The sequence below is a fragment of the Arthrobacter sp. 01L42 genome, from assembly GCF_056400005.1.
In genome coordinates this window covers 210,917-232,061 of record NZ_JBFTSL010000001.1, presented here as the reverse complement: position 1 = coordinate 232,061, position 21,145 = coordinate 210,917, and the positions used below count along the sequence as shown (strand labels likewise).

General features: G+C 69.2%; 23 protein-coding genes. 6 read left to right on the top strand and 17 right to left on the bottom strand.

Annotated elements, in window-relative coordinates; all coding sequences use genetic code 11:
• Positions 1 to 140: 140 nt before the first annotated feature.
• Both AC1DN2_RS01025 and AC1DN2_RS01020 read right to left on the bottom strand, forming a co-directional pair.
• Positions 141 to 482, bottom strand: coding sequence for a DUF202 domain-containing protein (locus AC1DN2_RS01025; RefSeq protein ID WP_476848867.1), 342 nt, complete (start codon positions 480 to 482; stop codon positions 141 to 143).
• Positions 479 to 835, bottom strand: coding sequence for a YidH family protein (locus tag AC1DN2_RS01020; RefSeq protein ID WP_476848866.1), 357 nt, complete (start codon positions 833 to 835; stop codon positions 479 to 481). Before AC1DN2_RS01020 ends, AC1DN2_RS01025 begins: the two co-directional genes overlap by 4 nt.
• Positions 836 to 1,019: 184 nt before the next feature.
• On the opposite strand from AC1DN2_RS01020, the gene AC1DN2_RS01015 reads away from it, so the two are divergent.
• Positions 1,020 to 2,192 (top strand): ADP-ribosylglycohydrolase family protein, encoded by a 1,173-nt coding sequence (locus AC1DN2_RS01015; protein ID WP_476848865.1) that lies wholly within the window; start codon positions 1,020 to 1,022, stop codon positions 2,190 to 2,192.
• Positions 2,193 to 2,645: 453 nt separating this feature from the next.
• Here AC1DN2_RS01015 and AC1DN2_RS01010 read toward each other — a convergent pair whose 3' ends face one another.
• Both AC1DN2_RS01010 and AC1DN2_RS01005 read right to left on the bottom strand, forming a co-directional pair.
• On the bottom strand, positions 2,646 to 3,188 hold the full coding sequence (locus tag AC1DN2_RS01010) for a DUF4395 domain-containing protein (protein WP_476849010.1): 543 nt from the start codon (positions 3,186 to 3,188) through the stop codon (positions 2,646 to 2,648).
• A gap of 169 nt (positions 3,189 to 3,357) precedes the next feature.
• Positions 3,358 to 4,374 (bottom strand): 3'-5' exonuclease, encoded by a 1,017-nt coding sequence (locus AC1DN2_RS01005; protein WP_476848864.1) that lies wholly within the window; start codon positions 4,372 to 4,374, stop codon positions 3,358 to 3,360.
• A gap of 114 nt (positions 4,375 to 4,488) precedes the next feature.
• Between AC1DN2_RS01005 and AC1DN2_RS01000 the strand changes: the two genes are divergently transcribed.
• Positions 4,489 to 5,256 (top strand): VTT domain-containing protein, encoded by a 768-nt coding sequence (locus AC1DN2_RS01000; RefSeq protein ID WP_476849009.1) that lies wholly within the window; start codon positions 4,489 to 4,491, stop codon positions 5,254 to 5,256.
• Between the two features lie 127 nt (positions 5,257 to 5,383).
• On the opposite strand, the gene rdgB is transcribed toward AC1DN2_RS01000, so the two are convergent.
• From rdgB to murI, 4 genes are read right to left on the bottom strand one after another with little or no spacing between them, the layout of a single operon-like run.
• A complete protein-coding gene (rdgB, locus tag AC1DN2_RS00995; RefSeq protein ID WP_476848863.1) occupies positions 5,384 to 6,061 on the bottom strand; it encodes an RdgB/HAM1 family non-canonical purine NTP pyrophosphatase in 678 nt (225 codons plus the stop codon).
• On the bottom strand, positions 6,058 to 6,816 hold the full coding sequence (gene rph / locus AC1DN2_RS00990) for a ribonuclease PH (protein ID WP_028276043.1): 759 nt from the start codon (positions 6,814 to 6,816) through the stop codon (positions 6,058 to 6,060). The genes rdgB and rph overlap by 4 nt, the downstream gene beginning before the upstream one ends.
• A 53-nt stretch (positions 6,817 to 6,869) precedes the next feature.
• Complete coding sequence (locus tag AC1DN2_RS00985) at positions 6,870 to 7,667, bottom strand: MBL fold metallo-hydrolase (protein WP_223915988.1); 798 nt, start codon at positions 7,665 to 7,667, stop codon at positions 6,870 to 6,872.
• Positions 7,664 to 8,680: a glutamate racemase gene (murI, locus tag AC1DN2_RS00980; RefSeq protein WP_476848862.1), complete on the bottom strand. Its 1,017-nt coding sequence runs from the start codon at positions 8,678 to 8,680 to the stop codon at positions 7,664 to 7,666. Before murI ends, AC1DN2_RS00985 begins: the two co-directional genes overlap by 4 nt.
• Positions 8,681 to 8,880: 200 nt before the next feature.
• Here murI and AC1DN2_RS00975 point away from each other — a divergent pair, with 200 nt between their 5' ends.
• Complete coding sequence (locus tag AC1DN2_RS00975; protein WP_476848861.1) at positions 8,881 to 9,675, top strand: EAL domain-containing protein; 795 nt, start codon at positions 8,881 to 8,883, stop codon at positions 9,673 to 9,675.
• 5 nt (positions 9,676 to 9,680) lie between these two features.
• Here the strand turns inward: AC1DN2_RS00975 and AC1DN2_RS00970 are convergent, their stop codons facing one another.
• Both AC1DN2_RS00970 and clpS read right to left on the bottom strand, forming a co-directional pair.
• On the bottom strand, positions 9,681 to 10,241 hold the full coding sequence (locus AC1DN2_RS00970; protein WP_223915995.1) for a DUF2017 domain-containing protein: 561 nt from the start codon (positions 10,239 to 10,241) through the stop codon (positions 9,681 to 9,683).
• Positions 10,234 to 10,599: an ATP-dependent Clp protease adapter ClpS gene (gene clpS, locus AC1DN2_RS00965; RefSeq protein ID WP_018775730.1), complete on the bottom strand. Its 366-nt coding sequence runs from the start codon at positions 10,597 to 10,599 to the stop codon at positions 10,234 to 10,236. The genes AC1DN2_RS00970 and clpS overlap by 8 nt, the downstream gene beginning before the upstream one ends.
• A 37-nt stretch (positions 10,600 to 10,636) precedes the next feature.
• Between clpS and AC1DN2_RS00960 the strand changes: the two genes are divergently transcribed.
• The 3 genes from AC1DN2_RS00960 (at position 10,637) to AC1DN2_RS00950 (ending at position 13,096) form a co-directional block, all read left to right on the top strand.
• Positions 10,637 to 11,965: a nicotinate phosphoribosyltransferase gene (locus AC1DN2_RS00960; RefSeq protein WP_476848860.1), complete on the top strand. Its 1,329-nt coding sequence runs from the start codon at positions 10,637 to 10,639 to the stop codon at positions 11,963 to 11,965.
• The gene (locus AC1DN2_RS00955; protein ID WP_476848859.1) at positions 11,966 to 12,673 is read left to right on the top strand and encodes an isochorismatase family protein; all 708 of its coding nucleotides are present in this window, start codon (positions 11,966 to 11,968) and stop codon (positions 12,671 to 12,673) included.
• A 75-nt stretch (positions 12,674 to 12,748) separates the two neighbouring features.
• Positions 12,749 to 13,096: a hypothetical protein gene (locus AC1DN2_RS00950; protein ID WP_223915998.1), complete on the top strand. Its 348-nt coding sequence runs from the start codon at positions 12,749 to 12,751 to the stop codon at positions 13,094 to 13,096.
• 155 nt (positions 13,097 to 13,251) lie between these two features.
• Here AC1DN2_RS00950 and AC1DN2_RS00945 read toward each other — a convergent pair whose 3' ends face one another.
• From AC1DN2_RS00945 to AC1DN2_RS00915, 7 genes are all read right to left on the bottom strand, one after another.
• Positions 13,252 to 15,039, bottom strand: a complete 1,788-nt coding sequence (locus tag AC1DN2_RS00945) for a DEAD/DEAH box helicase (RefSeq protein WP_079554437.1) — start codon at positions 15,037 to 15,039, stop codon at positions 13,252 to 13,254.
• Between the two features lie 213 nt (positions 15,040 to 15,252).
• Positions 15,253 to 15,570, bottom strand: coding sequence for a DUF3039 domain-containing protein (locus tag AC1DN2_RS00940; RefSeq protein ID WP_370122952.1), 318 nt, complete (start codon positions 15,568 to 15,570; stop codon positions 15,253 to 15,255).
• Between the two features lie 60 nt (positions 15,571 to 15,630).
• Entirely contained in the window at positions 15,631 to 16,413 is a 783-nt protein-coding gene (gene nagB / locus AC1DN2_RS00935) for a glucosamine-6-phosphate deaminase (RefSeq protein ID WP_476848858.1), read from the bottom strand.
• 59 nt (positions 16,414 to 16,472) lie between these two features.
• Complete coding sequence (locus AC1DN2_RS00930; RefSeq protein ID WP_476848857.1) at positions 16,473 to 18,044, bottom strand: transporter; 1,572 nt, start codon at positions 18,042 to 18,044, stop codon at positions 16,473 to 16,475.
• Complete coding sequence (locus tag AC1DN2_RS00925) at positions 18,026 to 18,856, bottom strand: ABC transporter ATP-binding protein (protein WP_476848856.1); 831 nt, start codon at positions 18,854 to 18,856, stop codon at positions 18,026 to 18,028. Before AC1DN2_RS00925 ends, AC1DN2_RS00930 begins: the two co-directional genes overlap by 19 nt.
• Before the next feature lie 119 nt (positions 18,857 to 18,975).
• Positions 18,976 to 20,076: an NADH:flavin oxidoreductase/NADH oxidase gene (locus AC1DN2_RS00920; protein WP_230008676.1), complete on the bottom strand. Its 1,101-nt coding sequence runs from the start codon at positions 20,074 to 20,076 to the stop codon at positions 18,976 to 18,978.
• Positions 20,076 to 21,113 (bottom strand): co-chaperone YbbN, encoded by a 1,038-nt coding sequence (locus tag AC1DN2_RS00915; protein ID WP_476848855.1) that lies wholly within the window; start codon positions 21,111 to 21,113, stop codon positions 20,076 to 20,078. The genes AC1DN2_RS00920 and AC1DN2_RS00915 overlap by 1 nt, the downstream gene beginning before the upstream one ends.
• Positions 21,114 to 21,145 lie beyond the last annotated feature (32 nt).

Below are 21,145 nucleotides of genomic sequence, written 5' to 3'. Positions count from 1 at the left end.
TGGACCGCCGCCGGGTTCGTGGTCCGGGGCGGCCTCGGCCGCCTGGGAGAATAGCTCCGCCAGCAGTCTGCCAGCGCAATCTGGATGTTGGCTGGATTCCGGCTGGGTGCCCGTTCCGGGCCGCGGCTCAGTGCCTCAGTTCAGTGCCCCAGGGCCACCGCGGCTACGGCGCTGGCGGCCAGGACCACGACGGCGGCGGCGGCCCAGCGCAGCAGCGGCGCCGGCGGCGCAGCGTTGGACCGCCGGAGCTCGCGCCCGCGGACCAGCACGCACACACCCAGGACCAGCGTCGCGGCCATGGCGGCCAGCGCGCAGATGCCAAGGAAATCAACGGGACCCACAGCGCCGCCCCGGGATCCTGCGAGCGCCCAGCTGCGCCAGACCAGCAGGTCCGCCACGATGAGGGCCAGCAACGTCCGGCGCCAGGCCAGGGAGGTCCGCTCGGGCTGCAGCCCGGGGTCCCTGGCCGCAGCTGGCCTCACCGCGCCACCAGGATCAGGACCGCGAACACCAGGGCCGCAGCCGCGACGCCGATGGTCATCACCAGCATCACTCCGGAGAACGGCAGCTCTCCGTTGTTCCGCATGGCAGCCTCCATGAGACCCCACCGGTGGTAGGACAGGGCGGCCAGGCCAGCGCCCAGGAACGCGAGGATGACGCACAACACGATCCGCACGGGTCCGGGCGCGATCTCCGGGGCCAGCTGGTCGATCGCAAGGGCTCCGGCAATCAGGGCCAGGGACGTGCGGATCCAGGCTAGGAACGTCCGCTCGTTGGCCAGGGAGAACCTGTAGTCGGGGGTGGTCCCGGTCTTCCGCCACGCTGGTTCGCGCATTCGTTTCCTCCGCTGCCCGGCGGTACGGCGCCGGCGGTTGCCTCGTCTGACCGCTGGACGGGTCCTACCAGCACCCTACCGGCCTTCCGCATCCGCCGCCGCCCGGCCCCCAGGCGGCGGCGCTAAGTCCCCGGCGGGCGCCGGCATTGCGGGGTGCGGTGCAGCGCCGGGTAAATTTGAGGGCATGAGCACCGAGCCCGGGACCAGCCCCGCACCCGCCCCAACACCCGGCCAGCCGCACTCCCCTGCCCACGGCTCGCGGATCCACGGCTGCCTGCTGGGCGGCGCGCTCGGAGATGCGCTGGGCTACGCCGTCGAGTTCGACAGCATTTCCGCCATCCGGGCCCGGTTCGGCCCCGCGGGCCTGCAGGATTTTTCCGCGCTCGACGCCGGCAGCCCGTTTTCGGACGACACGCAAATGACGCTGTACACCGCCGACGGCCTCCTCGAGGCGCTGGAATGGGCCAACGACGGCGTGGCGGCGGACATCAACGCGTGCCTGTGGCTCGCGTACCTGCGCTGGCTGGGCACCCAGGGCGTCGCCGTGCCGGCGTCGGCCCCGTTCCAGCCGCCGCGCTGGATCGATGCCCAGGATGTCCTGAAGAGCCGGCGCTCACCCGGCGACGCGTGCCTGAGCGGACTCGCCACGGGCGAGATGGGTACCGTGAAGCGGCCGGTCAATCCGGATTCGAAGGGCTGCGGCACCGTGATGCGGTCGGCGCCCTTCGGCCTGATCCCCCACCTCGAAGCGGAAACGGTCTATAAGCTCAGCGCCGATGCCGCGTCCCTGACGCACGGCCACCCCGCGGCACGGCAGAGCGCCGGAGTTTTCAGCCTTCTCATCCATGCCCTGTCCTCCGGCCACGGGCTGCGCGAAGCGGCGGAATCGGCCCTCGGGCAGCTGCTCGGCGGCATCCTGCGCAAGGGCGAAAATCCGGATCCGGAGGTGGTGGCACGGCTGGAGGCGGCCCTGCGGTTGGCCGGAGACCTGCCCGGCGGAGACGTGCTCAGCCCCGAAGGCCTGGTCGGCGAACTCGGCGAGGGGTGGGTGGCCGAGGAAGCCCTTGCCGTCGCGCTGTACGCCGTGCTGGCCACAGCCCCGGGAACCGGGACAGGAACGGGGACGGCGGACGCCGGCGCTGCCGAGGCCGATCCCGCCCAGGCCCACTTCCGTGCCGCGATCGCGCTGGCGGTGAACCACAGCGGGGACAGCGATTCGACGGCGTCGATCGCCGGGAACATCCTGGGCGCGTTCTACGGCGAGCGGTGCCTGCCGGCAGACTGGCTAGCGGCCCTTCAGGCGCCGGAGGTCATCCGGGGCATGGCCTCGAAGCTGGCCGCCGTCACTGGCTCATAGCTTCGGCGGGCAACACTCGGCCGGGCCCCTGGACGCCAGGCGTCGAGTCTCCGGCAGTTGCGCAGCGCAGCCGGCTGCGCCCGGAAGCAGCGGCCCGGCCTGTCCGCGGGACATGCCCCGTACCGCCCCGCTGCGATGGACATGTCCATCCCCGGCCGCGGCATCCTCAGGACATGCCCATCTCCGGCGGCGGGGACTGGACATATTGCCACTATGTCCACCCGTCCGAGCCTCCGGAGGACATGTCCGGTCGCCCCCGCTGCGAAGGACATGTCCCTACCTGGCCGCGGCATCCTCAGGACATGCCCATCTCCGGCGGCGGGGACTGGACATATTGCCACTATGTCCACCCGTCCGAGCCTCCGGAGGACATGTCCGTCCCTGGCGGCCGCCTCGGCGGAACCCGGCCGCTTCGGCGGAGCCCCGGCGCTCCGGACCTAAGCGCCCCGAGTCCTAGGCGCCGCGGAGCGAGATGTTGTTGCAGGCTTCGCAGACGTCCTCGGGGATGAGCCCGCGGCGCTGCAGGAAGCCGAAAATGGTGCAGCCGAGGCAGAACCCGGCGAACGCCTCAAGGGACGCGGCGGCGATCAGCACGGCGAGCAGCACCCACGCCGCCGGCGCGAGGCCGGCGGCCAGCAGCACCGCCGACGCCGTCGACACGGCAGCGCCGATGCCCTGGGCGAACCGCTTGGGCGGTCCGGGAACAAGACGGGTCCGCCCAAGCCAGGGCGTCAGGACCTTGACCGAGAGCTGGGCCAGGGGCGAGATCCGGGGACCGAACAGCACGCGCAGCCAGAACCCGGCGGCGATGACGGCGAGCCCCCAGCCGAAACCGGTCAGCAGGGTCACGGCGGACAGCGCCACCACCAGGGCTGCGGCGATGCGGGCGGCGTACTCATTCACCGGGTTCGGAAACGCGAACACCCGATGCCAGTCAATTCCGCGCGTCACCGGTGCTGACTTCGCGGGCGCCGACGACGCCGAGTCCGCCGGCATTGACGCCGGCGGCGCTGACTTGGCCGGCGCTGTGGGGGCCTGTGCATCCGTGGGTTTGCTCATCCGCCAAGGCTACGAGCGGGCGCGCCGTGGGAGGAATGATTGTTGCGCCGTGTGACTGCCCGTCAGCCAGGACCGGATCAGGCAGGACCCGTCAGCCAGGACCGGGTCAGGCAGGTGCGGCAGCCAGATGTCCGCCGACCATCTGGAGGAATTCGCCCTCGGACAGGACCTCGATCCGTTGCCCGCGTTCGTGCAGTTCCAGGACGCGGCGCGCCTTGCCGGTCAACCGGCCGGAGCGCAGGTCCGCGGCCACAAACCCGTCGCCCACCACCAGAACGGTGGTACGGGCCGTCACCCGGCTTTCAGGCCTGGCGCCAAGCTCTGCGGAACGGACCTTTGCTTCGGGGCGGGGAATTGCCAGTTCGCCGGTGAACACCACGGTCTGGCCGAACAGCGGGTGGTCGGGGCTGGCGGCGGCGTTGGGGGCCGGGTTGGGGCCTTCCTCCGGCCACCCGGCCACGAAGCGCCGGCCCGGGGGCGAGCCGGCGGTTCCCCCCGCGAGCGCCTCCATGGCGGCCAGGGTGGCCTTGGACAGCGGGTCGCGCCGGGGGTCGAACGCCGGCTGGTGGGACACCGTCAGGCCGAGGGACAGGTAAAGTTCCGCGATGCTTGCTGCCCCGTTGCGGGCCGCGATGTCGATCAGGATGCCGGCACAGGCGCGGGCGTCCTCGGCGGCATCGTGGTGGTTGAGCAGCGGGACCCCGGCCTCCTCGGCGGCGTAGGGCAGCGAATTCGACACCAGGGAGTAGCAGCGCCGGGACAATATCACTGTGCAGACGTAGTCGTAGGCGGGTCCGGACAGCCCGGACACCTCCAGGCCGGAGCGGATCACACCGAGATCGAACCCTGCATTGTGGGCCGCGAGCACGTCGCCGCCGATGAACGCGCCGATCTCCGGGAACAACTCCCCGAACCGCGGCAGTCCAGCCACCTGGTCCGGCCGGATGCCGTGGATCCGGACGTTGTGGGGATCAAATGTGTCATGGTTTTCCGGTGGCCGCATGAGCCAGGAGGCTTCCTCTACGACGACGCCGCCACGGACCTTGCTCAGGCCAACAGCGCACGGTGAACCGCGGAAGCCGTTCGCGGTCTCAAAGTCGATCGCCGTAAAGTCCAAAGTCACGGCCCAACTTTACCGCCCGCGGACGGACCCTCCCGCACCGGACCGGCCCGCGGGGCTCGGCCCCCGGGCCTGCAGCCTGCCGTCAAGTACCCTTAACAGGTGAACGTACTAGCAATGAGCGACCTCGCCGTGTCCGCCCTTGGCGGCGCCGGCCCCGTCCAGCCGCACCTGGCCTCCTTCCTGCCGGACTGGCTCAACCCCCAGGTTTTCCTGGCGAATCCGGCCTTCGCGCCGTGGGTGGTCCTGCTGGTCTGCGGCATCATCTTTGCCGAAACCGGGCTGCTGATCGGATTCTTCCTGCCTGGGGACTCCATGCTGTTCACGGCCGGGCTGCTCGTGGCCACCGGCACCATCCAGGTCAACATCTGGGTCCTGACCGCGCTGATCATCGTCGCCGCGATCATCGGCAACCAGGTGGGCTACCTGATTGGGTCCAAGGCGGGACCTGCCCTGTTCAACAGGCCCAACTCCAAGCTGTTCAAGCGTGAAAACGTGGATAGTGCGCATGCGTTCTTCGAAAAGCACGGCGGCAAGGCCCTGATCCTGGCCCGGTTCGTTCCGATCATCCGCACCTTCGTCCCGGTGATCGTGGGCGTCGCGCAGATGAGCAAACGCAAATTCTTCACCTACAACGTGATCGGCGCGGTGCTGTGGGGCGGCGGCGTCACCCTCCTCGGTTACCTGCTCGGGGACAAGGTCCCGTGGGTCAAGGACAACCTGGACATCATCTTCATCGCCATCGTGCTGGTCTCCGTGATCCCGATCGCCATCGAGGTTGTCCGCGGCACGATCGCCAAGCGCCAGGCCGAGAAGTACGGCACCGACGTCGTGGACGAATTCATCGAAGAGCACGAGCCGGAAGAAGAACGCCGGACCCCGTAGCGCAGCGCCGCAGTAAATGTAGCGCAGCGCCGCAGTAAATGCAGTGCCGCAGTGAACGCAGCAGTTAACAAGGAAGGCGCCCCACCGAGTGGGGCGCCTTCCTTCGTCCTGAGCCTGGCCGGGCCGGCTACTTCCCGGCCAGGGCCTCGACGATGGCCGGCAGGAGCGCCCGGAACGCATGGCCCCGGTGGCTGATGGCGTTCTTCTCCTCGGAACTGAGCTCGGCGCAGCTGCGGTCCAGCCCGTTCGGCTGCAGGACGGGGTCATAGCCGAAGCCACCCTCCCCGCGCGGCTCCCGCAGGAGTGTCCCTTCCAGCTGCCCGTATTCCACGACTTCCCGGCCGCCGTCGGGCGAGGACCCGGGGACCGCCAGCGCTGCCGCGCAGACGAACGCGGCCCCGCGGTACTTGTCCGGCACGTCGGCCAGCTGGGCGAGCAGCAACTGCAGGTTCGCGGCGTCGTCGCCGTGCCGGCCGGACCAGCGGGCCGAGAAAATCCCGGGCGCGCCGCCGAGGACGTCCACAGAAAGCCCGGAGTCGTCGGCGATCGCCACGAGCCCCGTGGCCTCTGCCACCGCCCGGGCTTTGAGCAGCGAGTTTTCGGCGAAGGTTACGCCGGTCTCGGCGACGTCGGGGGCACCGACGGCGCCGGCGTCCACCACCTGCGTGTCGACGTCGAGCCCGGGAACCTGGCCGCGGAGCAGCTCACGGAGTTCCCGGAGCTTGCCTTTGTTGTGGGTGGCGAGGACGAGCCGCGGGCCCGGGCCGTCGGCTTCCGGCCGGTCCGCGAGGGGCGTCTCCGTCACGGGGCCTCCGCCAGGGTGTCGCGCTGGATCGCGGCGAGCTGCTCCGTGCCCAGCAGCGCCAGGTCCAGCAGCTTGTTCAGCTCGTCGCGGTCGAACGGTGCGCCCTCGGCGGTGCCCTGGACTTCGACGAACTTGCCGGAGCCTGTCACCACGACGTTCATGTCGGTCTCGGCGCGCACGTCTTCGACGTAGGGCAGGTCGAGCATCGGGACGCCGTCGATGATGCCGACGGACACCGCGGCGATCGTGTCGATCAGGGGCTGGGCGTTGCGGGCGATCATCTTCTTCTCGCGGGCGAACCGGATGGCGTCGGCCAGTGCCACGTAGGCTCCGGTGATCGCCGCGGTGCGGGTGCCGCCGTCGGCCTGCAGGACATCGCAGTCCAGCACGATCGTGATCTCGCCGAGGGCCTTGGTGTCGATGATGGAGCGCAGCGAGCGGCCGATCAGCCGGGAGATCTCGTGGGTGCGGCCGCCGATTTTGCCTTTGACGGACTCACGGTCGGACCGGGTGTTCGTGGCCCGGGGCAGCATGGCGTACTCGGCCGTGACCCAGCCGCGGCCCTCGCCCTTGAGCCAGCGCGGCACGCCTTCGGTCAGCGAAGCCGTGCACAGGACCCGGGTGTTGCCGAACTCGATCAGGGCCGAACCCTCGGCCTGCTTGGACCAGCCGCGCGTGATGCTGATCGGGCGCAGCTGGTCGGGGGTACGGCCGTCGGCGCGGATGACGGGGACACTGGGAGCTTGGGAAGTCATGCCTTTAGCTTATCGACTCACCCGCCCCGGCCCGCGCGGGCGGCCAGCGCGCGCTAGACGGTGTAGTGCACACCCGCGACGGCGACGGCCACGTCCTTGCCGAAGATCTCTTTGGCCTCGGCCATGACAGTGGTCGGCGACGTCCAGACGGGAATGTGCGTCAGCAACAGCCGGCGCGCGCCGGCGGCGACGGCGGCCTCCCCCGCCCGCTTGCCCGTCAGGTGCACGTCCTTGATCCCGTCGTCGCGGCCTTCCTCGAACGCCGCCTCGCACAGGAAAAGGTCGGCGTCGCGAGCGGCGTCCTCCAGGCCCGCGCAGGAATCCGTGTCCCCGGAGTAGCTCAGGACGCGGGTCACGGGCGTGCCGTCCTTGGCGGGCTCGGTGACCTCCACGCGGAGGGCGTAGGCCTCCTCAACGGGGTGGTTCACCGCGTAGGGCGTCACCGTGAACGGGCCGACGCTGACCGGCTTGCGCTCGGACCAGTTGCTGAAATCGAATTCCTCGTGCATGCCCGGATCCAGGTCCAGCCCGTAGGCCGTGGCCATCCGGTCGGCCGTCGCGGCAGGCCCCCACACCGGAATCCTGCCCCGTCCCCAGCCGCCCGGCTTCCAGCGCACGGCAACATGGAGCCCGCACAGATCCATGCAATGGTCCGGGTGCAGGTGGGTGAGGAAGATCGCGTCAATGTCCTCCAGGTCCGTGTAGCGCTGGATGGCGCCGAGCGCCCCGCTGCCGAGGTCCAGGACGATCTTCCAGTTCCGCTCGCCGTCGTTGGCGGTCAGCAGATAGCACGACGCCGGCGAGCCCGGCCCCGGGAAGGAGCCGGTACAGCCCACGATGGTCAGCTTCACAGCCGTGGTCCCCCGCCCGCGGATCCGCCCACAAAGTTGGAGATCCGCGGCCCGCCCGCGCCGGCCCGGGCGGCGGCGATCATTTCCGGGGTGATCCGGGCGAGGCTGCCGGTGGGGTACTGCGCCGCGACGTGGTCCACGTGGCGGACACTGAGGACCTCGGGGCCCAGGAAGCGCCGGGCGAGGTGCTCAAACTGGGCGGCGTCGCCGGTGGCGATGAAATTGTGCTCCGGCGCCGCGGTGTCCGTGCGCTCCAGGCCCCGGGAGGCCAAAGCCCGGTAGACGTCCTTGGCCGTCTCCTCGGCGCTGGAAACCAGCGTGACGTCCTCGCCCATAACGAAGGAGATCACGCCGGTGAGCAGCGGGTAGTGGGTGCAGCCGAGCACCACGGTGTCTACCCCGGCGGCAATGAGCGGTGCCAGGTAGTCGCGGGCGACGGCGAGCAGTTCCGGTCCGGTGGTAATCCCGGCCTCCACGTACGGCACGAACGCCGGGCAGGCCACGGACGTGATCTCCAGGTCCGGGGCCGCGGCGAAGGTGTCCTCGTAGGCGCGCGAGCCCACCGTGGCCGAGGTCCCGATCACGCCCACCCGGCCCGTCCGGGTCGCCGCGACGGCACGCCGCACGGCCGGCTGGATCACTTCGATCACGGGGATCCCGTACCGGGCCGTGTACCGTTCGCGGGCGTCACGCAGCACGGCGGCGGACGCGGAGTTGCAGGCGATGGTCAGCAGTTTCACGCCGGAATCCACGAGCTCGTCCATGACGCCGAGGGCGTTGGCCCGGACTTCGGCGATGGGAAGGGGGCCATAGGGGCCATGCGCAGTGTCACCGACATACAGGATGGATTCGTTGGGCAGCTGGTCGATGATCGAGCGGGCCACCGTGAGGCCGCCGACGCCGGAGTCGAAGACGCCGATGGGGCGCGATGCCAGCCCGGCATTTCCGGCGCTGCCCGCTGCGGTCTCCGCCGCAGCTGGCGCTGCCGGATCCGTATTTGATGCTGAAGTCATGATTATTCGAGGATAGGGCTTCACTACAGGCGCGGCCATCACATTGTGTCCTGCAACTCGTGTCTGATGGGTCACACGGGTTTCCGGCGGATGGGCAACGCGGGGAAGACCCCTGCTCATCGGTGGCAGCCTGCCGCTGTCCCCGCCCTGTATGCTATGGGCGCCGTCGAGATATCGGGGGCGACCGTCGTGCCCCCACGATGGACGAAACAGCGAAAGGACCGCATATGACATGCGACGGCTGCACGACGTCGTCACAGCTCGACTTCGATTTCAGCATGGCCTTCCAACCGATCTATGACGCCGTTGCTGCTCGCGTATGGGGCTACGAGGCACTGGTCAGAGGCTTGTCGGGCGAGGGGGCTTTTCACGTCCTGTCCAGAGTCGCACCTGAGCAAAAGTACCGTTTCGACCAGGACTGCCGCGTCAAGGCAATCGAGCTGGCATCGCGGCTGTTTCCTGCCGGTGAGGGCTTGATTCTCTCCATCAACTTCATGCCGAACGCGGTCTACGAACCGGCTGCGTGCCTTCGTGCGACGCTGCTTGCAGCCAGGCGTTGCAGCTTTCCGACGTCGTCGATCATGTTCGAGTTCACGGAGAATGAGGAGGTTTCCGACACCGCCCACCTCACGAACATCATCACCGAATACCGCAAGCATGGTTTCACCACCGCCATCGACGACTTTGGTGCCGGTCATGCAGGGCTGGGGCTCCTGGTCGATTTCCAGCCAGACCTGATCAAGATCGACATGAAGCTCATCCGGGGAATCGACACCAGCCCGGCCCGCCAGGCTGTCGTTGCTGGCATCGTCGGCATCGCCAGGGAGCTCGACATCACGGTGCTCGCAGAGGGCATCGAGACGGAGGCGGAGTTCCGGATTCTGAAGGAAGCCGGCATCCGCTTGTTCCAGGGATATTGGTTCGCAAAGCCGGCATTCGAGGAGCTTCCACCGATACAGTCCGTGCCTGTTTCTGACGCCACCGCTGTCGCTTAGCGGCCCTACCTATCGAGCGAGTGCACCATGGCCTGGACCAGCGACTCCTGCAGCCACGTGGTGAAGTTGTACACCAGGGCCAGGTAGCTTTCGACGTCCTCGGCCTGGGCCCAGTCCTGCATGAGGTGGATGTTGTCGGCGTCGGCATCATCACGGATGTCGAGGCGTTCGGCCAGCACCAGCCGGACATCGTTGAGCGCGGTGGCCCAGTGCCGGGCGTCGTCCGGGGTCAGGACGAGGTTGTCCCGGTCCAGGCTCAGTGCGGCCGCCTTCAGCGCGCCGATCTTGCTTTCGCGCAGCGACCGCTCCGTGTAACGGCGGAACTCCAGGGAGGCGTCGTCGTCGTTCTTCATCACGTTCGGCAACAGCCGCCGCATGGCACGGTCCGACGGTTCGCGGGCTTCGGTGTCCAAACCCACCAGGGCCGCCAGCGGGTCCTCGTTGGCGCGCTGCTCCGGCTCCAGCATGGAGATGACGTCATCGAAAAGGCTGCGCAGCAGCTCCCGCTCGGCCGGCTCCAGATGGCCCTTGATGCCCTTGAGCCCGTACTTGAATGCCTTAGCCACGTTTTCCCTTGCCTTTGCCGGAACCGCCCGCGTTGCCGCCGGTGGCCTTTTCCACCGTCGCCCAGAGTCCGTAGCCATGCATCGCGACGGCGTGCTGCTCCACCTGTTCCTTGCTGCCGTGCGCCACGATCGAGCGGCCCTTCTTGTGGACCTCCATCATCAGCTTGTTCGCCTTGGCCTCCGAGTAGCCGAAATAGCTGCGGAACACATAGCTCACATAGCTCATCAGGTTCACGGGATCGTTCCAGATCACGAGGTTCCAGGGGACGTCCGGGGCGGTCAGGACGTCGCCGGACGTCACTGTTCCGGTCTGGGTACTCTCCCGTGTGTCGGGGCCGAGCGCAACGCTGAGGGTCATCTGTCCATTCTATGGGGATGCACACTAGAGTGAATTTGTGAGTACCTCCGCTGGCTGGGACCGTCCCCGCACGTCCCTGTACACAGACCACTACGAGCTGACCATGCTGCAGGGCGCCCTGCAGTCCGGCGCGGCGCACCGCAAATCGGTCTTCGAGGCCTTCGCCCGGCGGCTCCCGGACGGGCGCCGCTACGGCATCGTGGCAGGCACGGGCCGCCTCCTGGAAGGGATCGCGAACTTCCGCTTCGGCGAGCCGGAACTGGACTACCTGCGCCGGACCAAGGTGGTCAACGACCAGACACTGGATTACCTGGCCGGCTACAGCTTTTCCGGCGACATCTGGGGCTATCCGGAGGGTGAGGCGTACTTCCCGAACTCCCCCGTGCTGATCGTTGAGTCCACGTTCGCCGAGGCCTGCATCCTGGAGACCTACCTGCTCTCCGTGCTCAACCACGACTGCGCCATCGCCTCTGCCGCCTCCCGGATGATCTCCGCGGCCGGGACCCGCCCGTGCATCGAAATGGGATCGCGCCGGACGCACGAGGAATCGGCGGCCGCCGCTGCCCGGGCCGCTGTCATTGCCGGGTTCGACAGCACCTCGAACCTGGAGGCCGGATTGCGCTACGGGCTGAAGACGGTGGGCACGGCCGCCCATTCCTTCACGCTCCTCCATGACACCGAGCGGGAGGCCTTCGAGGCCCAGATTGCCGCCTTTGGGCCGGACACCTCCCTGCTGGTGGACACGTACGACGTCGAAACGGCCGTCCGCACCGCCGTCGATCTCGCCGGGGACAAGCTGGGCGCTGTCCGGCTGGACTCGGGCGACCTCGTGGCCCAGGCCCAGTGGGTGCGCCGGCTGCTCGACGAGCTCGGCAACGACCACACCAAGATCGTGGTGACCTCAGACCTCGACGAATTCGCCATCGCGGCGCTGGCGTCCGCGCCGGTGGACTCCTACGGCGTGGGCACCTCGCTCGTGACCGGGTCCGGGGCCCCGACGGCGAGCATGGTCTACAAGCTCGTCAGCCGCACCGACGACGCCGGCGATTTCATCTCCGTCGCCAAGGCCGCCAAGAACAAGGCCAGCAAGGGCGGCCGGAAGTACGCGCTGCGCAAGCTCAACGAGCGCGGGACCGCCACGGCCGAAATCGTCGGCGTCGGCCATCACCCGGAGGACGACGGCAACGACCGTCCGCTGCTGCAGCAGTTCGTCAAGAACGGCGAGCTCCTCCCCGGGTGGACGGGCCCGGAGGGGGTCCAGCGCGCGCGCCGGCGCCACGCGGAAACCATGCTGGAGCTTCCCGCGGTGGTCAACCGGCTCCAGCGCGGCGAAGCGGCCATCCCCACCATCTACGAGGAGGACTGAATGTCCCGCGCCCTGATCATCGTTGACGTCCAAAACGATTTCTGTGAGGGAGGTGCCCTGGCCGTCCCCGGCGGGGCAAGCCTGGCCGGGGAAATCAGCGAGTACGTTGACGCCCACCACGGCCAGTTTGACCACGTCGTGGCCACCCAGGACTGGCACATCGATCCGGGTGAGCACTTCTCGGAGAAACCCGATCTCGTGGACAGCTGGCCGCGGCACTGCGTGGCGGGCACCCGCGGGGCCGAGCTGCATCCCGATCTTGATCCCGAACACATCCAGGCGTACTTCCGCAAGGGCCAGTTCGCCGCGGCGTACTCCGGCTTCGAAGGGCTGCTGGCCCCCGAGGACGAAATCCCCACCGGCGACCGCCAGCCCGGCGCCATGCCCGTTACCGGCGCCGGAGGCTCCGGCGACTCCGAAAACGCCGCAGGCTCCGCAGACTCCGACAACACAGTGAGTTCCTTCGCCGGCAGTGATTTCGCCGCCGGCGAGGACGCGATCGGGCTGGACGACTGGCTGCAGAGCCACGACGTCGAGGACATCGTGGTGGTGGGCATCGCCACGGACTACTGCGTCAAAGCGACCGCCCTGGATGCCGTCCAGGCCGGCTACTCCGTCACGGTGCTGCGCGGCCTGACGGTCGGCATTGCCGAAGACCTGGACGATGCCGTGGCCGAGATGGAGCTCGGCGGCGTCGATGTCCTCTGAGCCAGTAGACTCGAAATCCTTGCCCCATCGCCAGTCTTGCCATATTGACAGACCCGTAGAACCCCGGAGTACACCATGAAGAAGACCCTGACCGTCCTGATTGCCGCCGGAGCGCTGCTCGGCGCGGCCGGCTGCTCTGCCACGCCGCAGCTGACCAACGAGGAAACCTGCGCCCGGGTCAAGACCGTGGTCTCCGCCCAGTCGGCCACATCGGACAAGACCGGCATGACCCGGGTCGCCAACCAGCTGCGGCCCATCAAGGCGGCGGCATCCGAGGACCTGCGGGCCCCGCTGCAGACCATCATCGAATACTTCGACGAATCGGCCAAGCCCTCCCCGGACACCGCCAAGCTCGAGGACATGAAGGCCGACTACACCGCGGCAGGCCAGACCTACGGCCAGGTCTGCGGCGCCGGCCAGTAGCCGAAGCAAAGTTCACAGCAGAGTAAACAGCAGAGGGACCAGTTCACAGTGAACTGGTCCCTCTGCTGTTGCCCGGCGCCTATTGGCCTGAGCCCATAACCCCGGGCCCATAACCCCGGGCCCATAACCCCGTGCCCATGACTCCCTGCGCGGGGCTACTTCCGGCCGATGAACCAGTCCTGGAGTTTGCGCAGGCGGGTCTGCAGCTGTTCCTCGTTGGCCTGGGCGACGGCCGGGCCGCCGCAGACGGTCCGGAGCTTGGTGTGGATGACGCCGTGCGGGGTCCCGGTGCGGGCCGACCAGGCCGCGACGTTTTTGGCCAGCTCGGTGCGCAGGTCCATGAGCATCCGGTGGTCCGGCACGGCCGGGGCCGCAGCCGCGGCTGCCTCAGTCTGCGGGGAGCGCCTGTTCTTCCGGTTCAGCTGCTCGTGCTGGCGCTGGCGCAACAGCGTGCCGACCTGCTCAGCGTCCAGCAGTCCCGGGATCCCGAGGAAGTCGAGCTCGTCCTCCGAGCCCACCTCGCCGCCGGTGCCGAATTCGCCGCCGTCGAAGAGCACCCGGTCAAAGGACGCCTGGGAGTCGAGGGCCTCGAACTTGCCCTTCATCAGGGAATCGGAGGCCTTCTCCTCGCGGTTCGCCTCGTCCATGAGCGAATCCTCGGGATTGAAGAGGCCGTCGCTGTCTTCCTTCTCCGGGCGGTCCAGGGCGTGGTCGCGCTCGGCCTCCATCGAGTTGGCCAGGGCCATCAGCTGCGGCACCGAGGGCAGGAAGACCGACGCCGTCTCGCCGCGCTTGCGGGCACGCACGAAGCGCCCCACGGCCTGGGCGAAGAACAGCGGGGTGGAGGTCGAGGTGGCGTAGACGCCGACGGACAGCCGCGGAACGTCCACGCCTTCGGAGACCATCCGGACGGCCACCATCCAGCGCTTCTCGCTGGCGGTGAATTCCTCGATCTTGCTGGAGGCCTTGGCGTCGTCGGAGAGGATGACGGTGGGCGATTCGCCGGTGATCTTCTTCAGCTGGCCGGCATACGCGCGGGCGTCCTCGTGGTCGGTGGCAATGACCAGGCCGCCGGCATCCGGGACGCTGCGCCGGACCTCGCTGAGACGTTTGTCCGCGCCGGCCAGGACGGCGGGGATCCATTCGCCGGCCGGGTTCAGCGCGGTGCGCCAGGCCTGGGATGTGATGTCCTTCGTGACGGCCGACTCCCCGAGCGAGGCGGCCATCTCGTCCCCCGCGCTGGTGCGCCAGCGCATTTGGCCGGAGTACGCCATGAACATCACCGGGCGGACCACGTGGTCGCGCAGGGCCTTGCCGTAGCCGTAGGTGTAGTCGGCCTTGGAGCGCCGGATCCCGTCCCGGTCCTCGGCGTACTCCACGAACGGGATGGGCGAGGTGTCCGAGCGGAACGGGGTGCCCGTCAGGGAGAGCCGCCGGGCCGCCGGGTCGAACGCCTCACGGAGGCCGTCACCCCAGGACAGGGCCTCGCCGCCATGGTGGATTTCGTCCAGGATCACCAGCGTGCGGGCGGCTTCGGTCTTGGCCCGGTGCAGCATGGGCTTGCTGGCCACCTGGGCATAGGTCACGGCGACGCCGATGAACCCGCGGCCGTGCTGGCCGTCGGCATTCTTGAAGTTCGGGTCGATCGCGATGCCCACCCGGGCAGCGGCGTCGGCCCACTGGCGCTTGAGGTGGTCGGTGGGCGCCACGATGGTCACGCGGTTGACCACCCCGGAATCGATGAGCATGGACGCCACGCGCAGGGCGAAGGTGGTCTTACCCGCGCCGGGGGTTGCGACGGCGAGGAAATCCTTGGGGTGGGTGCTGAAGTAGCTGTCCAGCGCTTCCTGCTGCCAGGCGCGCAGCTTGGGGGCGGTGCCCCAGGCGGCCCGCTCGGGATAGGCGGGGGGAAGCGTGGGTCCGCCGAAAAGTGTCTCCGTCATTAAGGCGCCCTCCATCCGCGCATGGCTGCAGCCGACGGAGAAACCCAATTAAGCACAAAAACACCAATCTTTTTGGATGGACCGTAAGGCAGTACCCGGACAGCATGGACCGGCAATCAGGAAAGCAGAAAATCAGGGGCGCGACGACGCGCCGCCATAGGGAAGCACCGTCAGAAGACGGCTAACGGAACCTGTTGGTTCCGTTGATTGCCCTTACTTGTCGCCGGAGCCCTTGCCGCCGTCGTTTCCGGGGCGCAGGCCCTCGTAGACTTCCTTGCATTCGGGGCAGACGGGGAACTTCTGCGGATCCCGGCCCGGGGTCCAGACCTTGCCGCAGAGCGCGATCACCGGTTCACCGGTCAGCGCGGATTCCATGATCTTTTCCTTGCGCACGTAGTGCGAGAAGCGCTCCCGGTCACCGGGCTCAACTTCCTGGCGCAGTTCCTCGCGCTCGATCGTGGCCGTTGACGTCCCGGCTCCGGAGAGCTCGCGCATCGGATCGTTTTCGAGAGGATCGGTCATGCTAGTCATGACACCCATCTTAGCCGTTGGAAGGGCGCTGCCGGACCTGCGGGGTGCCGGCGGCGGGGCCTAGAGGCCCTGCCAGGCGGGTTTGTGGTCGTAGCTGTGGCGGTAGTAATCCGCCAGCCGCAGCGACGACGCCGCCGCCTCGTCCAGGAGGATGGTGGCGTGCGGGTGCAACTGCAGCACGGAGGCCGCACAGATGGCGGCGACGGGGCCCTCCGCGAGGTCCCGGACGGCCTGGGCTTTTTGCGCACCGGTGGCGATCAGGATCACGTGGCGGGCATCCAGGATGGTGCCCAGGCCTTGGGTCAGGACGTGGTGCGGCACGTCGGCCAGGCTGCCGAAAAACCGTGCGTTGTCCCGGCGTGTCTGCTCGATCAGGGTCTTGATCCGCGTCCGGGACGCCAGCGACGAGCCCGGTTCGTTGAACCCGATGTGGCCGTCCGTTCCGACGCCGAGGAGCTGAAGGTCCACTCCGCCGGCGTCGCGGATGGCGCCTTCATAGGCCCGGCAGGCCGCGGGGATGTCCGCCGCCGCGCCGTCGGGCACGTGGACGTTGGCCGGACTGATGTTCACCCGTGCGGTGAATTCGCGGGCGATCACCTCGCGGTAGGACTCCGGGTGGCCGGCCGGCAGCCCCACGTACTCGTCCAGGGCGAAGGCGCGGACCCGGCTGAAATCCAGTCCGGCGCGCTCGTGCCGCGCCGCCAGTTCGACATACACCGGCAGGGGCGTGGAACCGGTCGCCAGGCCCAGGACGGCGTCGGGCTTGCGGCGGAGAAGGGCTTCCACCGCATCCGCGGCAAGCGACGCGATCCGTTTGCTGCCGGGAAGGATGACAACTTCCATGATCCTGCCTTTACTGGCCTACCTGGTGTCCGAGTCTGCGCACTCCCAGCATGCACCCGTCAGCGGTTGACGGCCAGTTGTGCCAGCAGCTCCGGCGCCCGCCGGTCCAGCCATGCGCCGCCGGTCCGGACACCGACGGCGAAGAGCGTGAGACCGAGCACGGGTCCGAGGGCCAGCGTGATCCAGCCCGGCATGGAGCTGCCGGTGATGAACTGCGCGGCCACGAGCGCCGCCTCGGGCGCCACGAGGACCAGCAGCACGGCCATGCCGCCGAACTGCACGGCGAGGGTCTGGGCCACGTTGCCCGGCGGCTTCTTGAACGGGCTGTCCCCCGGGAGCGGGACGCTCACGGTGTAGCGCGCCGAGATCACCGAGGCCAGGCCCAGGCCGGTGAAGAGAACGCCGAGGCTGAGGCCCAGGACCGCGGGCAGCTTGTCCCAGTCGCCGGTGAAGAAGAACGGCCCGACACTGAAGAGGACCGCCACCGGCAGCGCGAAGCTCAGGCACGCCAGCGCACGGCCGAGCCGGTCGTCGGCGCCGCGCACCCCCGTTGCCACGTGCAGGGCGAAGGCGGTGCTGTCATAGGAGACATCCGTGGAGATCGACCACGCCAGGAGGAAGGCCGTCAGCGGCCCGACGAACTGGAACGGGCCGTAAAACCCGCTCTGGCTGCCCTGGAAGAGGAACAGCACCGGCAGGAGCGGAACGACCACGAGCGCGCCGGCGTAGCGGGGATCGCGCAGCCAGTAGTACAGGGACCTCGCGGCGACGGCAGCGGCCGGTGTCGCCGGGAGCAGCCCGAACAGGCCCGTGCCGCCGGTCCGCCGCTTGGATGTCCCGGCATAGGGCGGGGTCACCAGGGCGCGCTGCAGCAGGAGCTTCCACGCCAGGGCCAGGCCCGCCAGGGTGGCCGCGGCGATGAGGAATTTCACGGCCGCGGCCGCGTAGCTGCCGGCAGCCAACTCGCCGCCGAGCGAGAAGGCCGCCCCGGCCGGCGTCCAGGACAGGGCCCGGGCCAGGCCGGTCAGGAAATCGCCGGAACCGGCGATTCCCCTCGCGATGCCCGCCACAATGGGCCCCGTGAGCACGAGCGGGATGAGGAAGGCGACGGAGCTGATGTCCTTGAAGCGCCGGGAGCTTGCCAGTCCGGCCGTGGCCGTGGTCACGACCTTGGACAGAACGATGCAGCTCAGCACGCCCAGCACGGCACCGACGAGGGCGCCGGCCGCGGCCGGCAGGCTGCGGGACCAGGTGCCCACCGTGGCGAGCGCAACGAGTGAGGTTGCGAGACCCGGTATGCCGATCAGGCCGCCGAGCGCCAGCCCGGCCAGCAGCTTCGGCATGGGCACGGCAAAGGTGGTGAACCGGGCAGGGTCCAGCGTCAGGTCCGCGGCGGAGACAGCGACGGGAATGATGGCCCAGCCCAGCAGCGCCGTGGCGCCGCCCAGGACCACGACGGTCTGGGCGAGTTCAATCTCCATCCCGCGCAGGACGAACAGCCCGGCCACGCAAACAGCCACGATTCCCAGGGCGTACAGGGCGCCGATCCCGAGGCCCACCAGCTGCCACGGGCTGCGCCGGACGCTGTTGCGCAGCAGGGTCAGCTTGAGCCTCAGAAGGTGCGCAACCATTCCAGCCCTTCCGTGTGGTTCCGGCCGCCCACGAGCTGCACGAAGCGGTCCTCGAGGCTGGCGCCGGCGCGGACTTCCTCCACCGTCCCGGCGGCGAGGACCCGGCCGCCCGCGACGACGGCGACGTGGTCGCACATGCGCTGGACCAGGTCCATGACGTGGCTGGAGACGATGACCGTTCCGCCCGAGGAAACGTAGCGGTCCAGGATGTCGCGGATGTTCGCCGCGGAGATCGGGTCCACCGATTCGAACGGTTCGTCGAGGACCAGCAGCCGCGGGGCGTGGATCAGCGCCGAGGCCAGCGCGATCTTCTTGGTCATGCCGGCGGAGTAGTCCACCACCAGTGTGCCGGCGTCATTGGCCAGGTCCAGGGCAGCGAGCAGTTCCGCCACCCGCGACGCCACCATCTCCCGGTCCATCCCGCGCAGCAGGCCGGCATAGGTGACCAGCTGCTCGCCGCTGAGGCGGTCGAACAGCCGGACGCCGTCGGGCAGGATCCCCATCAGCTTCTTGGCCTCCAGCGGATGCTGCCAGACGTCGATGCCATGGACCAGCGCGGTGCCGAAGTCCGGGCGCAGCAGGCCGGTCGCCATGGACAAGGTGGTGGTCTTACCGGCGCCGTTAGGCCCGACCACCCCGTAGAAGGACCCGGCCGGAACGTCCAGGCTGATGCCATCGACGGCGATTTTGTCGCCGAAGCGCTTGGCGAGGCCAAGCAGGGACAAGGCAGGCACCTGCAGGACAGCCGCCGGCGGCGAAGACGGACCGGGCGGGGCTGGCTGTCCCTGCTGGCCAGGGGGTTGGAATGTCATGACGCCAGACTAACCGCCGGACGGCGCGAAAAGGATAGTCCGCAAGGCGTACGTTTTCACTCGCGGGAACCGCGCAGCTGTTTCTGGAATAAATGCCGGTTCTGGAATGGATGCCGGTTCTAGAACGAATGCCGGGGCATGGCGCGCTCGTACTGCGGCGGCCACGCCAGGTCATGGCCGAGCTCAAACGCGGCCCGCAGCCACCAGTGCGGATCCCGCAGGGCGGCACGGGCGATGAACACGCCGTCCGCCTGGCCGGTGGCCACCGCGTGCTCGGCCTGCCCGGCGGACGTCAGGAGTCCCACCGTGCCGGTCCTGACCCCGGTTTCGCGCCGGATCCGTGCGGAGAACCCGGTCTGGTAGCCCGGGCCTACGGGAATCTGCTGGTGGGCCACGGCCCCGCCGCTGGAAACATCCACCAGGTCCACCCCGCGCTCGGCGGCGGCAGCGGCCATCCGGACCGAGGCGTCGGCCTCGATCCCGCCCGGCGCCCAGTCCGAGGCCGAGATCCGCAGCAGCAGGGGCATGGAGTCCGGGATGACCGCGCGGACGGCGTCCACCACGGCAAGCGTCAATCGGTTCCGGCCCGCCTCGTCCCCGCCCCAGCGGTCCGTGCGGTCGTTGACCAGCGGGCTTTGGAACTGGTGCAGCAGGTAGCCGTGCGCGCCATGGATTTCGATCGTGTCGAACCCGGCATCGACGGCCCGCACGGCGGACGCGGCGAAATCGGCGATCACGCCGTCGATCTGCGCTTCCGTCATGGCCGACGGCGGCGCGTAGCCGTCGAATGCGCCGGTGCCAGGACCCACGGTGTCCCAGCCGCCCTCGGACGCCGGCACGCTGCCCACCTTGCCGGAGAACGGCCAGTAGGAGGACGCTTTCCGGCCGGCGTGCGCCAGCTGGGTGCCGATCTTGGTCTCCGCGGTGCCGTGGCGGTGCACGAAGGCGGTGATGCGTTCCCAGGCCGCGGCCTGGTCGTCGTTGTAGAGTCCGGCGTCGCGGGGGCTGATCCTGCCCGCGGCGTTGACGGCGTTGGCCTCGGTGAGGACCAGGGCCGCTCCCCCGGTGGCAAAGGAGCCCAGATGCATCAGGTGCCAGTCTGTGGGCACGCCCTCGCCCGTTTCGGGGTCGCAGCTGTACTGGCACATCGGGGACACCCAGCCACGGTGCTGCAGCCGCAGTGACCTTAGATCCAGCGGCGCAAAGAGTGCCGATCCCACTAGAACAGCACCCGGGCCAGCCCCTGGCGGGCCTTGGCGACGCGCTCGTCGCCGGTGCCGACGACGTCGAAGAGTTCAAGCAGCCGGACCCGGGCGGTCTCCCGTTCCGGGCCGAAGTTGCGGCCAATGAACGTCACGATCCGGCCAAGGCCGTCCTCGATGTGGCCGCCGGCGATATCCAGGTCCGCAACCCCGAGCTGGGCCTCGAGGTTGTCCGGTTCGTCGGCCGCGAGCCGGCGCAGGGCATCTGCCTCGGGCCCGGAGAGGGCCTGCAGGCGATCCATCAGTTCCACCTGCGCCAGGCCGGCCTTGGCCTCCGCGTCGGCGGGCATCTCGTTCAGGGCCTGCCGGTAGGCGGCGGCCGCGGCCGCGTAGTCGCCGGCCTCGATCGCATCGAACGCCGCCTGGTGCAGTGGCGGCAGCGGCGGCGCCTCCGGTTCCGCGCCAACCGGGCCGCCGGCGCCGATCCGTCCGGTCACGCCGTTGGTGGCCGCGACCTTGAGAAGTTCATCGAACAGGCTGCGTACCTGCTGTTCGTCCGCGCCTCCCTGGAAGAGCGGCACGGGCTGGCCTTTGACCACCGCGACGGCGGTCGGCACGGCCTGCACCTGGAACGCCTGGGCAAGTTCCGGGAACACATCGATGTCCGCGGCCCCGAGGACCAGCCGGCCGTCGTAGCTCTCGACGATGCCTTCGAGGACGTCCACCAGCTGGCCGGAGCCTGGCGAATAGGAGGCCCAGAGCGCGATCACCACAGGCACCTGGGCCGAGAGGTCCACGAGCTCCTGGAAGTTGCCCTCGGTCACATCCACGCGCAACGGCCGGCCCGCGTGGTCGGCCGGGCCGGATGCCGGGGCCGCCGGGGCACCGGCAGAACCGGCGGAGCCCGCCGGGCCCGGGGCTGCGGCGCCGGGACGGGCAGGTCCCGGAGAACTCGGTGCCGGCCGCTGTTTCAGGGCGGAGAGATCGACGGCGCCGCGCAGGTTCAGCGGGCTGGCGGCAACTGGCGGGACCGGGCGGGAAGCTGGCGTAGTCATAGCTCCACTCTAGCCATTGAAGTCCCGCCCGG

Bases quoted from the DNA above. Each gene is read 5' to 3' on its own strand.
- AC1DN2_RS00975 (WP_476848861.1), top strand. From the start codon at position 8,881: ATGGACGAAACAGCGAAAGGACCGCATATGACATGCGACGGCTGCACG.
- AC1DN2_RS00940 (WP_370122952.1), bottom strand. From the start codon at position 15,570: ATGACTAGCATGACCGATCCTCTCGAAAACGATCCGATGCGCGAGCTC.
- clpS (WP_018775730.1), bottom strand. From the start codon at position 10,599: ATGACCCTCAGCGTTGCGCTCGGCCCCGACACACGGGAGAGTACCCAG.
- AC1DN2_RS00950 (WP_223915998.1), top strand. From the start codon at position 12,749: ATGAAGAAGACCCTGACCGTCCTGATTGCCGCCGGAGCGCTGCTCGGC.
- AC1DN2_RS01015 (WP_476848865.1), top strand. From the start codon at position 1,020: ATGAGCACCGAGCCCGGGACCAGCCCCGCACCCGCCCCAACACCCGGC.
- AC1DN2_RS00925 (WP_476848856.1), bottom strand. From the start codon at position 18,856: ATGACATTCCAACCCCCTGGCCAGCAGGGACAGCCAGCCCCGCCCGGT.
- AC1DN2_RS01020 (WP_476848866.1), bottom strand. From the start codon at position 835: ATGCGCGAACCAGCGTGGCGGAAGACCGGGACCACCCCCGACTACAGG.
- AC1DN2_RS00945 (WP_079554437.1), bottom strand. From the start codon at position 15,039: ATGACGGAGACACTTTTCGGCGGACCCACGCTTCCCCCCGCCTATCCC.
- murI (WP_476848862.1), bottom strand. From the start codon at position 8,680: ATGACTTCAGCATCAAATACGGATCCGGCAGCGCCAGCTGCGGCGGAG.
- nagB (WP_476848858.1), bottom strand. From the start codon at position 16,413: ATGGAAGTTGTCATCCTTCCCGGCAGCAAACGGATCGCGTCGCTTGCC.
- AC1DN2_RS01000 (WP_476849009.1), top strand. From the start codon at position 4,489: ATGAGCGACCTCGCCGTGTCCGCCCTTGGCGGCGCCGGCCCCGTCCAG.
- AC1DN2_RS00915 (WP_476848855.1), bottom strand. From the start codon at position 21,113: ATGACTACGCCAGCTTCCCGCCCGGTCCCGCCAGTTGCCGCCAGCCCG.
- AC1DN2_RS00955 (WP_476848859.1), top strand. From the start codon at position 11,966: ATGTCCCGCGCCCTGATCATCGTTGACGTCCAAAACGATTTCTGTGAG.
- rph (WP_028276043.1), bottom strand. From the start codon at position 6,816: ATGACTTCCCAAGCTCCCAGTGTCCCCGTCATCCGCGCCGACGGCCGT.
- AC1DN2_RS00930 (WP_476848857.1), bottom strand. From the start codon at position 18,044: ATGGTTGCGCACCTTCTGAGGCTCAAGCTGACCCTGCTGCGCAACAGC.
- AC1DN2_RS01010 (WP_476849010.1), bottom strand. From the start codon at position 3,188: ATGCCGGCGGACTCGGCGTCGTCGGCGCCCGCGAAGTCAGCACCGGTG.